The sequence below is a fragment of the Candidatus Sericytochromatia bacterium genome, assembly GCA_035285325.1.
Taxonomy (GTDB): domain Bacteria; phylum Cyanobacteriota; class Sericytochromatia; order S15B-MN24; family JAQBPE01; genus JAYKJB01.
This window is the reverse complement of record JAYKJB010000018.1, coordinates 1-12,280: the sequence shown is the minus strand read 5'-3', so window position 1 is coordinate 12,280 and position 12,280 is coordinate 1. Positions and strand designations below refer to the sequence as shown.

10 protein-coding genes are annotated in these 12,280 nt (G+C 65.6%); 4 read left to right on the top strand and 6 right to left on the bottom strand.

The window, feature by feature from the left end; translation table 11 throughout:
• The first annotated feature begins 450 nt into the window (after window positions 1–450).
• From VKP62_03005 to VKP62_02995, 3 genes are all read left to right on the top strand, one after another.
• The gene (locus VKP62_03005; GenBank protein MEB3196150.1) at window positions 451–1,689 is read left to right on the top strand and encodes a vWA domain-containing protein; all 1,239 of its coding nucleotides are present in this window, start codon (window positions 451–453) and stop codon (window positions 1,687–1,689) included.
• Window positions 1,689–2,438 carry a protein phosphatase 2C domain-containing protein gene (locus tag VKP62_03000; GenBank protein ID MEB3196149.1) on the top strand — a complete coding sequence of 250 codons (750 nt, stop codon included), beginning with the start codon at window positions 1,689–1,691 and terminating at the stop codon, window positions 2,436–2,438. Before VKP62_03005 ends, VKP62_03000 begins: the two co-directional genes overlap by 1 nt.
• Window positions 2,439–2,575: 137 nt before the next feature.
• The gene (locus VKP62_02995; GenBank protein ID MEB3196148.1) at window positions 2,576–4,276 is read left to right on the top strand and encodes a CFI-box-CTERM domain-containing protein; all 1,701 of its coding nucleotides are present in this window, start codon (window positions 2,576–2,578) and stop codon (window positions 4,274–4,276) included.
• On the opposite strand, the gene VKP62_02990 is transcribed toward VKP62_02995, so the two are convergent.
• The 6 genes from VKP62_02990 to VKP62_02965 all read right to left on the bottom strand — a co-directional run bounded on the left by VKP62_02990 (window position 4,273) and on the right by VKP62_02965 (window position 11,052).
• A complete protein-coding gene (locus VKP62_02990; protein MEB3196147.1) occupies window positions 4,273–5,100 on the bottom strand; it encodes a hypothetical protein in 828 nt (275 codons plus the stop codon). The two genes, VKP62_02995 and VKP62_02990, sit on opposite strands and share 4 nt — an antisense overlap.
• A 111-nt stretch (window positions 5,101–5,211) precedes the next feature.
• The gene (gene grpE / locus VKP62_02985; protein MEB3196146.1) at window positions 5,212–5,682 is read right to left on the bottom strand and encodes a nucleotide exchange factor GrpE; all 471 of its coding nucleotides are present in this window, start codon (window positions 5,680–5,682) and stop codon (window positions 5,212–5,214) included.
• Window positions 5,679–6,038: a hypothetical protein gene (locus VKP62_02980; GenBank protein ID MEB3196145.1), complete on the bottom strand. Its 360-nt coding sequence runs from the start codon at window positions 6,036–6,038 to the stop codon at window positions 5,679–5,681. Before VKP62_02980 ends, grpE begins: the two co-directional genes overlap by 4 nt.
• Window positions 6,039–6,052: 14 nt before the next feature.
• Window positions 6,053–8,464 carry a hypothetical protein gene (locus VKP62_02975; GenBank protein MEB3196144.1) on the bottom strand — a complete coding sequence of 804 codons (2,412 nt, stop codon included), beginning with the start codon at window positions 8,462–8,464 and terminating at the stop codon, window positions 6,053–6,055.
• Between the two features lie 6 nt (window positions 8,465–8,470).
• On the bottom strand, window positions 8,471–10,660 hold the full coding sequence (locus VKP62_02970; protein MEB3196143.1) for an Hsp70 family protein: 2,190 nt from the start codon (window positions 10,658–10,660) through the stop codon (window positions 8,471–8,473).
• Entirely contained in the window at window positions 10,657–11,052 is a 396-nt protein-coding gene (locus VKP62_02965; protein ID MEB3196142.1) for a LysM domain-containing protein, read from the bottom strand. Before VKP62_02965 ends, VKP62_02970 begins: the two co-directional genes overlap by 4 nt.
• A 771-nt stretch (window positions 11,053–11,823) precedes the next feature.
• Between VKP62_02965 and VKP62_02960 the strand changes: the two genes are divergently transcribed.
• Window positions 11,824–12,280 (top strand): family 10 glycosylhydrolase (locus VKP62_02960; protein ID MEB3196141.1); only part of this gene is annotated, 457 nt, incomplete at its 3' end.

Here is a 12,280-nt window from a genome sequence, read left to right as displayed (position 1 = left end):
GAGCAGGAACTCCTGCAGATCGAGATTGACGCGGACGTCAACACGGGGCGCCATGACCCGCTGGCCTTCACCAACCTGGTGTACGGCCTGGGGCAGTTTCGGAAACTGCGGATCGAACTCGCGGATTAACGCGACGCCGTAGCGGGAGGGGCCTGGACCTAGGACGCGGCCCCTTTGGCGGGTCTCCAATCAGTTGGCGAGGTTCGAGACGGGCTCAGCCTAAACATCGGTGTCACGGATACCAAGGCCAGATCGCTTCGCGCTGCAGATCGGCGAGCGGAGGAAAGCAATCCCGATGGCTGCTGAAAAATTTTCCCGCCACCACTTAATCGCACTTTCCGATACCATCCACCCTTCACAATCACCTCATCTGAAAAACAGGCGTGACGCGCGAGCGCTTCACGTTGTTGTCGCAGCCGCGCTGCCAGAGGCTCAGCCGAGGGGAGAGGGATGTATTCACCTGATGTATCCGAAGTGGCACTGCCCCACTTCAGCGAACTGCGCAGACAATGCGTGATGCGGATGCTGCAAAGCCCGCACGCGCTCTGGACCGAACGCGACCATGCGGGAATGCGACAGATCGCATCTGACTACGCGCGACGCCACAAACGAAAGCGGCGCGAAGATTGGGAGTTCGATCCTTGCATCCAGGCGATCACGCGCGATGTGGAGGATGCCGTGCCCCCCTTGCCCAAATGGGCTTGCCTGGTGGCTTGGCTTGCGCCCGAGGGGGCGGTCACCTTCAACCCGGAAATCATCTCGAAAATCGCCCTGGCAGCCCTGAACAACACGCTGGGCAAACCCCAACCATCGTTTGGACCCGCCAAGTCTTCATTTCAAAAAGGAGCTTTCAACATGCCCTATGCTGCCGAAATCAGCCGCAGGAGCCCCACCGCGTTTCTATTCGTGATCGATCAGTCAGGCTCGATGAACGATCGCTGGATGGAGACCAAAACCAAAGCCCAAGCGCTCAGCGATGCGATCAATCGGGTGCTGATGGAACTCGTGACCAAGTGTTCGAAGGAAGAAGGCATCCGTCACTACTTCGATGTGGGCGTGATCGGTTACGGCGGCAGCGGGTGTCGTGATGCGCTGGCCTTCATTCCTGGGGGTGTCCTCAAATCCATCCAAGAGATCGAGCGTCAACCCATGCGGGTGGAAGACCGCACCGTGAAGGTGCCCGATGGCGCGGGGGGCATCATCGAACAGAGCGTGAAGTTCCCGGTCTGGTTCGAACCGGTCGCCGACGGCGGCACCCCGATGTGCGCGGCCCTCAGCATGGCGGGCAATGCCATCAAGGAATGGGCCGATGGCCACCTCCAATCGTTCCCGCCGATCGTCATTCACATCACCGATGGCGAGGCAAACGACGGCGACCCCGAGCCCACGGCCGAGCTGATCAAGCAGCTGGCCACCTATGATGGAAACGTGCTGCTCTTCAACCTGCACATCAGCGGGGCGGCTGGAATGAAAGTGCTGTTCCCGAGCAACGAGGGCGATCTGCCTTGCGCCGACGCCCGGCGCCTGTTTCGCATGTCGAGCGCGTTGCCCGAGCAGATGCTGCGAGCAGCTCAAAATGCCGGTTACAATGGGGTGTCCGGTACTCGGGGCTATGGTTACAACGCGGATTTTACCGACGTGGTCAGCTTCCTCACCATCGGCACGCGCCCGGCCAACGACGCCCGCTGATGCCGATTTCGGTGGCGTGTCTGCTGGCGGCCTCGACGCCCAAGGCAGGGAATCAACCCGAAGAATGTGAGGACCGCTGGGCCGCGGCGGCCGACGGGCTGTCTTTCGCGGTGGCGGACGGGGCCTCCGAAGCCAGTTTTGCCGGCCTGTGGGCGAGCATTCTGGCTCAGCGTTTCGTGGAAGATCCCGCGAGGGCCTTGGAGCCACCCTGGCTGCTGGCGGCACGCCAAGCCTTTATGCAGCAACTCGACCTCCCCCGCCTGCCCTGGCACGCCCTGGAGAAGCTACGTCGCGGTTCGCACGCGGCATTGGCCGGGGTGGTCATCGACCCCGCCGCGGAAAGCTTTGAGGTGTTCGCCTGGGGTGACGCTTGCGTGGCCTGGGTGCACGGGGAGGTCGCGTCGTGTTTCCCGTTCAGCGAGGTGGCAGACTTGCCCGAGCGCCCCTATCTCATCAGCACCGTTCCCGAGCAGAACGAGGCGGCCCCCGGCAGGCAGGGCACATCGCGGCAGGTGCCGCTGGAACCCGGTCACACCGACGTGTTCCTGATGACGGATGCGGTGGCTGGCTGGTTCCTGGCAGAATGGGCGGCTGGCAGACAACCCTGGCGGGAATTACTGGCCTTGCCGGATGCGGCTGCGCTGACGACGTGGGCCGAAGGCGCTCGCAGTCAAAAAGCCCTGAGAAATGATGACGTGGCGGTGATCAGCTTGCGCCTCAGCCACGGAAATGACGCGGGCGGCGGCTGATGAAGTATCCAGCGCTCACGGATTACAACACGGCTGTTCAGAACCCGGCGAGCTGTTTTTCAGACCCCGAGCTGCAACGCGCCGCCGTTGAGAGGACCCCCCTGGGAGTCCCGTGGCCCCGAGCCGGGGGCTTCGCGTTGACTTTCCATTTGCAAGCCAAGGGGCAACCTGGCGGCGACTGGGCGGTGCGTTGTTTTCACGCAGAGGTGCCGGGTGGTCAGCAGCGAAACGAGGCCATCAGCCACTTCTTGCGCATGGCGCGGTCAGCCTATTTTGAAGGGTTCGACTATCAACCCCGCGGCATCCGGGTGAATGGGCAGCACTATCCGATCGTCAAGATGGGTTGGTTGAAGGGCAAGACGCTGGGCCTACACGTCGATGGCCTGGTGGGGAATGCGGCGGCCCTGCGGAGGCTAGCCGAAGACTTCCGGCAGGCGGTCGAGGCCCTCGGCCAGCTGGGAGCAGCCCATGGCGACCTGCAACACGGCAACATCATGGTGGTCGACGACACCCTTCGTTTGATCGACTACGACGGCATGTTCGTACCCGGGATGGCGCGCGGCAATGGAAGCGAGCGAGGGCACGTCAACTACCAGCACCCGCAACGGGACGGTGCGCACTTCGGCCCCGAGATGGATCGCTTCTCAGCGATCATCATCTACACCTCGCTGTTGGCCCTGGCCTGCGATCAGAACCTCTGGCGCTTCAACACGGGCGAAAACCTGGTGCTCTCGGCGGCGGATTTCATCCATCCGGACGCCTCCCCGGCTCTGCGCGAATTTCAGGCACTGGCCAGGCAGGAGCCCTGTCTGAAAGACGTGGTGCGCGTATGCAAGCTGCCAATCGACAAGCTACCCACGCTGCCGGAATTTCTGGCGGGTCAGATTTCCAACGAGACCATCCAGCTCCAGGTATCACGTTATGCGCGCCAATATGAAGGCATCTGGGCGACGGACGTAGCGGCCCTGTTGGCACGCGAGGGCCGCACCATCGAGCTGTTCGGTCTGGTGGTCGAGGTCTCGCAGAAGTTGACTCGCACGCGAGAGTCGCGCCCCTACATCTTCATCACCTTCGGCAACTGGCGCCGGGGTCCGGTGTTTCGTCTGGTGATGTGGTCGGAGGGACTGGAGCACCTCGACTGTGACCCGCAGGCCCTCGTGGGTAAGTGGGTCACCGTGACCGGCCTCGCCCAGCGCTATCAAGACACGCCCCAAATCGTGCTGGAACACCCAGCCCAACTGCGGGTGCTGGCCGGCGGGGAGACCGAAGCCCAGCAACTCAAGGACGGCTTGCTGGCGCCGGGTCAGGGGGAGCGCTCCCCGTTCTGGCGCTGGAAACAAGGTCCCGGTGATGCCGACAAGATGCGTGAACGCGGCGAGACCAACGCCCCGCGTTCCTCGTCGGGGCAAGCCCCGCGCGCGGGCCTCAATGAAGCCATCACATTTGGGACAAAGGCCTCCCTTGCGAACCTGAGAGGGCCGGAGAGTCCTAACGCCCAGATCCACTTCGGAACGCCCTCGCAGCCGGCCAAAACGAGCAACGCCAAGCGCCCGTCGGCCCCTGCCCCGGGCGTGCCTGCGCCTGCCCCAGCGGCTAAGCCTGCCGACAGCGGGTGTTTCATTGCCACGGCCGCTTACGGCTGCTCCGAGATGCGGGAGGTGCAGCGTTTGCGACGCTGGCGTGACGAGGTGCTGGCCCACCACGCGGCGGGTCGCCTGTTCGTTCGCTTTTACTACCGCGTGAGCCCCCCCATCGCCAGCTGGGTGGCCACTTCTGAGCTTCGGCGGGCGGGGGTGCGCGCGGCCCTGCGGCAACTCCTGCGCTGGTTGCCTGGTTAGGCCGCCCGGGCGAGCAAGCGTTCGACCGCCGCTGCGTTGTCGGCTTCAATCGCCGCGACCAACTCACGCAGCACGCGCGCCACGCCGATGCTGTCGAGCGACACCTCCGCCTCGGTCACCCGCACCACCAGCCAGCCACGCTCCAGAAAGACCTGGTCGCGCCGGCGCCCCCGTTCCCCTTTGTCCATTTCATCGATTTCGATGTCGAGATGCAGGTTGAGGCCCGGATGGATGTAGGCAAAATCCGCGACGTAATTTTTGGCACCGGTTTGTTTGCCGCCCCAATCGCCCCAGCCCAGCTCCAACAGCTCGTACTGAGGAATGATGACACCCCGACCGGGTTGCAGATCGCGCGCAATGCAGAAGCCGGCCTTGATCAAGGCGCCTTCCAGCAGCGCCTCGCTGCGCCCCACAGGGGTCCACGGGCAGTAACGCCCCAGCAAATCGCGTCGGGGCAAGCGGGCCAAGGCGGCGTGGACCCGCGAACCGGCTGTCACCCTCAACGACTCGGAGGTAAGTTCGGCAGCATGGCGGGCTTTGTCTCGTTCGGACCAGGCGAAAAGCAACGTCTCAAACGAGCCGAAAAAGGTCCCCCAGGCCCCCTTGGCGATGAGGCCCCAGGCCAGCAGCGTGAGGCCAAGGCGGCTCAGGGCGTCGCAGACGAGGACGCCCACGCTGAGGGCCTGCTCCAGACAGACGCCGAGGGCCAGCCAGATGAGCGAACGACGCAAGGCCATTAAGTTGTTGAAGTGGGCTGGGCTGGCCTCGGGAGCAAGCGGCACTCGGAGACCGTTGGTGAAGGCAGGCGGGGTGATGATCTTCATCCTGTGGACCGCTTTCTGCTCCGGGCCCCGGGGCCCGCTCGCGCGTGTCGGGCCCCATCCTATCCATTTCTAAACGTCGAAATTTGATATTAATTTGCAAAAAGCGCGCCACTATCCACCGTCGCCCACGGCGATCGCCACTTCCGCCGCGCGCAGCACGTCCGCCCCGATCGCCCAACCGCTGCGCAGAACCTCGGCCACCCGTTCCCCGGCTTCGCTGCCCCCAGCGCGTCGTTCCACTGCCACACACACACGATAATCTGGACTCTCACCGAGCGTCACGTCGATCGGCGTCACTCCCCGGGCCGCCAGCGCCGCCGCGAGTTTGTTGCGGCTCACGCTCAGGTTGCGTTCCAAGCGCGGCCAGGGGGCTTCTCGCGGTTGAGCAGCCAGGAAGGTCAGCTGGGCGTCGAGCATGTCGAGCACGGCCAAGAGTTCCAGACAAAAGGCAGCCAGGCTTTCACCGGCTGACTTATGCGCCTCCCGCAAGGCCTGCTCACCGGCCACACGGGCCTTGATCAGAGATGCAACCGAGGCCAAGAGTACGTCATAGGTGGTGGCGTCGATGGCACGTGAATTCACGGGGTGACCTCGAACGAGCTGAGGGAGGCTCCACCGGGAACTGCCTGGGAGAGGGCCAGATCCCGCGCGATGGCGGCCTCGGTGGCGCGCACCAGCTCATCCAGATTCTCGTGAGGCCAGGCCGGCAGCGTCGGCGGCAAGGGTGGTTCCACCGGGATGGCCAGACGACGGGGAGCGGGCAGCACCGGCAGCAGGAAATCAGCCAGCAGCCGACGTTCGCTTGAGAGAAGCGTACGCTGAGCATCCGCCAGGATATGGGCGGGATAGCGACGGGCCTTCATCGCACTCGCCATGGCCTTGGCCACGGTGGCGTTGTCGGCCCCAGGGGGGATGTCCAGGATGGTGTAAGGGTTCACGGCCAGTCTCCTGTTCAGCGCACCTTGCGCTGGAGTTCTCGGTAGATGGGGTTGTCGGGCTGTAATTCGCATAACCAGCCCACCCACTGGCGCAGCTGATATGGATTCATGCCGCGCATGTTGTCTTGCAAGATGCTTAAAAACACGTCCGCGATGCGGGCCCGCAGACTGGGGCTGCCCTCACGCACGGCCATGGACACGGCACCGGCGAAATCATTCCGTCGCATGGCCGCTTCAATCCGCTCGGCTATCAGGCTGTCCGAGATTCGGCGTTTCAGGTCCACAGCCAGCGCGTGACCCGGATATTCCTTCAACAGGTCCTCGGCCTGCCGAAGGCCCTCGCTTTCGGAAATCTGATCGGCGTCCAGGCGCCTGGCAAGGTTGCTCACGGCATGCCGCACACACCAATCGGTGGCGGCAGGAGCTCCCGTGAGCGCCCGCCAGGCGAGTACCATCTGGCTGAAGCTGTCACTGTCGAACTCTTCCTCCCGTTGCCGGGCCAGCTGCTCAGCCAGGCGATCGACGGCCTCGCGCCAGGGGGAATGAGCCAAGATAAGCTCCCGGTGGGGCTGCACCGCGCCCAACGCCCGCATGTCCCCGGCCTCCAGGCTTGCCAAGGCCGATTCGACCTCCACCACCGCTTGGGCAAAGGGCCGGCCCCCTTCAGGCCCGATCCCCGCGGTGGGCAGCTCCTTGAAGCAGGTGACGCGCGCGGCGTCGCGCGCCAGCCAGGCGCCTATCGGCTCGGCCCAGCTGGAGTAGAGGGTCGCGAAGGCCCGCTGTTCAGGCGTGTGGCCCCACTCCGGGAGCTTGGCCTCGGAGGGGGTACCCAGCTTGTGCCACAGCCCGGGCGTAAGATTGAGCCCCGCCAGCTGAGGCCACCGCTGCCCGGTGTCCGCGAGCCCCAGCGCCCCCACCTCCACGCGCCAAACATCCCGCCAGACCTGTTCGCTGTTAGGGGCCGTCTCGCGCGCCGCATCCAGCAATTGCTCGACCCGCTCTCGCAACTGGCATCGGATGGCCTCCCGGTCAGCGGGAAGCCAGGCGCGATGGGGCCCCTCGAAGGCCGGAGACTGGCCCAGGTTGGCCACCACCGCAGCCGTCGCCACCAGCCAGTCCGCCATATGTGCGGTATCACCCCCACGTGCCTCATCCAAGGCCACGAACCAGTTGTGCAGCGGCATCGGACCGGGTGCATACTGCAACGCCGCCAGGCTCAGGGCCACCCGTTCCGAAGGCGTTGCCTGGTCCCAGCCCTGGCGGCTTCGCCCTGGTTGAATCGTCTCGTCTAGAGCCGCCTGCACCGCGGCATCCGGCTCGATCGTCAGGTGCGCCAGCGCCACCTGCTCGGCATCGTCCCAGGCCCGGCGTGCGACGCACTCGGTCATCGCCTGGAAGGTCTGCCAACTGCGGCGGGCGGCATGGGCACGCACGCAGGCGGCCTGCTCGAACTCGCCAGCGGCGGTCAGGTACTCGCCCGCCTCGAGATAACGGCCCAGCTGGGCCAGCGCCAAACCATAGGCACCCTCTGCCCCTGACACCCCTTGAAGATGCTCCACGGCCCGCTCGGGCAGGCCGCGCCGCATGGCCATCGCGGCTTGCCGCTGGCGCAACTGACCAGCCCATCGAGTGTCTGCTGGTACCAGGGCCTCAGCGGCGCCGAAGGCGCGCTCCGCCCGCGCCCAGGCCCCCGCTTGCCCGGCACGAAGCGCATCGAGCAGGTGGCCACGGGCCATCTCATGACGCTTGGCCTGGCTCAGCAGGTCCCGGCTCTCCGGTCGTGCCAGCGTGTGATGGGCGCAGGTCGCCCAGGCCCGGGCCGTAAGCGGATGACCTTGCTGCAGGGCTTGCTGGGCCTGCGCGAGCTGCTGGTCGAACTGCGCTTCCTGCGCGAGGCCCGCCTGACTCGCCTGCTGGCCCTGCAAGGCCTCGGGGGTGGCAAACGCCTCGACCGCCGCGGAATAGGCGGCAGTGGCATCTCGGAAACGCAAGCCGCGCAAGGCCAGTTCGCCCAGCTGCACCGCACTCTGGTAAGTCTTGGCGGCCCGCGACCATTCGGCGACGCGCTGCCTGATCGCCTCTCCCCTGGCGGCCTCGCCGCAGCAGCCGAGATCACGTACCACGCTCGCCAGCGCGGCTGCTGACTCGGAGGCGTGGGGGTCAGTGGCCAGTTGCGCGAGGCGTGGCTGGGCCTCCTCCTCACAGGCGTCGATCGCCCGGCTGAGGATGTTCGCCCGCTCCTGCGCCAAACGGCCTAGCAGTCCCCCGATGCGCCAGCGCCGCCAGGTCTGTGCCAAGAAATCCGGCGGTTCCGGCCAGGCCTTTTCCGCCTTGTAAAGCTGGCGTGCAGCCTCGCGCCAGCGCTCCTGCTCGACCGCTTGGAGCGCTTGGGCCAGGTGATCACGCGCCCGGAGGTGTTTCGCCACGCTGGCTTACCGGGCTCGACCGATGTCGGTGATGACCTGCGTGTCATCCTCGCGGGCATTGCCCGCGGCCTCGCTCAACACCTTGAACAGCCTCAAGGCTTCGTCTCCCCGTCCCTGCCGAACCGCGTCGCGCAGCTCCTCTAGCTGCCGATGATAAGCCGCGGCCTGTTGGGGGTTGACCTGGCTGGCGTGTCTGCAACTCTCCAAGGCCGCCCAGACCAACCGGACCTCCGGAGGGAGCCCCTCCAGCAGCCGTTCGGTTTCCTCGGTCAGGCGCTTCAGGGCAGGCTCATCCGCCTCCTCAAGCGCGACTTCGAAGCGCTCAATCAGGTCGTCTGCCTGTTTTCGCGTGGGGGCCGGCAGCATGTCCTCCGCGAACGAAAGCAGGCGCCGGAGCATGTTGCGTGCCAATTCCGCCTCGTTGATGGTGGGCGAGACGAACTGGCGCAGCTTTTTCACAGCTCCCTGCGAGGCAGCAAGGGCCTCCGGGCGCACCTGGTCGGTGCGTTCGTCGACCACCTGGTTCGCGCGTTGCACGACGTCCACCGCAATGTCCAACCCGCGTTCGACGCCCACCTGGGTGAAACTGCCATCTCCGAGCTGCTTCAGCAGGCCGTCCAGCTCCTGATAAATGGCCTCGTCGGCCTTGCCTCGGGAAAATGTGCGGCTGACCTTGACCGCCGGATTGTGTTTCAGGCTCGCGGTGATCTGGAGAACGCTGCAGGTTTCATCCAGGTCGAACAGGGCGAGCACCTCGGTGCCTTTCGGATAGGCCTTGTCGAGCCCAAGCCACATGTCCCCGATCGGCTCATCCAGACCAGCGACATGGTCGTGATTGAAAAAGCGCAAATGAAGCAGGCGCTGCCCGTCCGCCACCGTGACGAAGGTGTGGCTGCTGCGCACCGGCAGCACCTCATTGCGCGCAACCACACAGTGACGAGGATTGTCGATGAGGCGGATGAAGTAGTCACGCGAGACCGTGCCCACTTTCTCGACCAGTCCGGCTGCCACGATGGCAGCGCCTTCGGCCACGGCGGTCATGGGGCGAGGGTGAACCACCACCCGGTCGCCGAAAGCGGCGCGCATCCGTTTTTGCACGAGCGGAATCTGAGCCGAACCACCGACCAGCAGCACCCGGTCCAGGGCTTCCAGCGGAAAATTGGCCTCCGTCAGCATCTGCTGGCAAATCACCACGGTCCGATCCACCAGCGAGGCAATGTGGGTCTCCAGGTCCGCGCGGGTCAGCGGCACCTCAATCAAGATTTGCATACCGCTCTCATCGAGCAGGGGCGTGGCAGGGCTGACCATGGTGCGTTCGACCCCACTGAGGGCGATCTTGGCTTGCTCGACAGCCTGCCGCAGGTCAGCGGTGAACCGCCGCCGGTGTCCTTCGGGCAAGCGCGTGATCAGCCGCTGAATGTCGGCAACGCCCTCCTCTCGGGCCACGACCTGCAACACGTGCGCCTCCAGGGCCAGATCCACATCGTTGCCTCCGAGCCAGAGGTCACCCGCCTTCGCGCTTTCGATAAACGTGTTCTCTGCAGCCGTGATCAGCGAGGCATCAAAGGTTCCCCCACCGAAGTCGTAGACGAGAATGGTCAGAGCATCCCCGGCGTCGTGGGCATAGGAAATGGCGGCGGCGGTGGGTTCCGGCAGCAGTTCCACTTGCTGCAACCCAGCCCGCGTCCCGGCAATGCGGGTCGCATGGCGTTGCTTGTCGTTGAAGTAAGCTGGAACCGTCACCACCGCGCGGGAAATGGCCACCCCTGGGCGTCCGGCGTTCGCCAGGTAGGTCTGGGCATTCGCGAGCACCTTGGCCAGAATGGCAGCCGAGACGTCTTCCGGGGCGAGACACTGATTGCCCATTCGGATGGCGAGCCCCTGGTCGGTCCCTCCCTCCGGAGCCTCGACCTTCAGGTGACCGAAACGCTTCAGGTAGTCCTGCACGGCTGGTTCTGCGTGCCCTCGTCCCACGATGCGTTTGACCGAGACCACCACGCGCTCCGGGGCAGCCACCAGCTGGGCCATCGCCTCCTGGCCGACGCGCGCCCCCTCTGGCGTATAGGCCACGGCCGAGCGTGTGAGCACCCGCTCGGGCGGGGCGTTGTCAGGGGCCGTAACGACCTCCAGCGAGGCAAATTTGAAGGCGCCGACGCTGTTCGTCGTGCCGAGATCGATGCCGATGGCGAGGCTCATGGAATGCTCCTGATGGCAGGGGGGACAGCGGAGGGTGGCGGGGCCGGAGGAATTCTCAGCAGGCTTCCCACCTGGAGGGCGCGCGGCCTTATCCCGGGGTTGGCGTGCATCAGCCAGTCATAGCGCTCTTCGTCCCCATACGCGGCTAGCGCCAGGGCGCTGAGGGTGTCACCGGGCACCACCCGATACAGCCGCGGTTCGCCGACCGGGGCGATCGCCGCTACCGGAAGGTCCCGCGTCGCCAATGGGGTGGGCGTTGCCACTCCTTCCACGAGGGCTGGGGGCTGAGGCGTTCGATTGGCCTCGGCCACACGGTCCTGTGGGGGGCCGCTCGCCCAGCCCCGCCCGATAGGGAAACCGGCCAGCAGCCCGATCGTCAGCCCCAGGGCCAAGGGGGCGCCCCACGGGCGAAGCCATCCTGGCGGTCGAGGCGGGGAAGGGGTTGGGACGGATGGCAATCGCCAAAGGGCCTGCAAAGCACCTAAGTCTGCGCCGCACTGCGCGCAAGGGCCGGCTGCGGGTGCGGTGCGTCCGCAGGCCGGACACGCCTGCGCTGCGCTGTGGTTGCTCACGAGAAACCCTCACCGGGGATCCACGCACCTGGTGGGGTGCGTATGCCGAAGGATGATCGAACCGCTCGAGCGCTGGATTGCCACACGGGCAAGCAGCCCTCCCTCGCTTACCCGGCCCAAAACAAAAAGTAACCCTTTTGGACACAGTTCGAGCAGCGCGGCAAAAGAACGCTGCCTTCAGGCGATCTTAGGCTGGCCCGCAAGCGGTCACCCGCCCCGCGAAGGATTCGTTTCTCGGCAGGCAGCGCGAGAGGCAAAAACGGCCAGACGCACAGGGCGATCGGTCGGTCTGTGCGTGCCCGGCCTATCGGCAGCGCTGACATCGTCGAAGCGGAGCACGAGGGCCCCTGTTGTCAGGATGGTCGGGATGGAGGGTAAGTGATGGATTGACATGAAAACCGCCACCATCCTCCACCCCATCGACTGCGGACGCTTGGCGCTAAAAATTTTCCGATGTGAACACGTCTGGAATCGCGACCGGGTGTTTGGAGGCTTTGACTTCCGTTGCAAACGGCACCCCCTCGACGGTTTCGGGGTTGCGCTTAGCCCGTGCGGATGAGCTCCATTCCCCCCGCTGCCCCACAATCGGCCGTGCGGCTTCGTCGCCTGGCCATCCCCATCACGCTGGCACTGGCCGTGACAGCCACCCCCTTTCTGCATAACGCCCCGGACCACCCGGCTGTACCCTCGCGGCACACGCGCGCGGTGTTCATCTCGCAGCACGGGGGCGCCCTGTTTCACCATACGGGCACGCTGGACGAGGTGCTGCACGGGGTGGCAACCTCCGGCTACAACGAGGTGTACTTCGGCGTCTACGGCCTGGGCGGGCCGTTCTTCCCCAGCCGCCACGGCCCCTCCAACCCCGCCTATGTGCCACCCTGGACGGATCCACTGCGCGAGGCGATTCGGCAGGCCCACCGCCAGGGGTTGAGGACTGGGGCCTGGTTCGAGTACGGCCTGATGCTGCAGCCCGGTAGCGCGATCGCCAGACGCCATCCCGAATGGCTGCTGCGGCTGCCCGGAGGCCGGAGCGTGGTCGAGGGCCGGG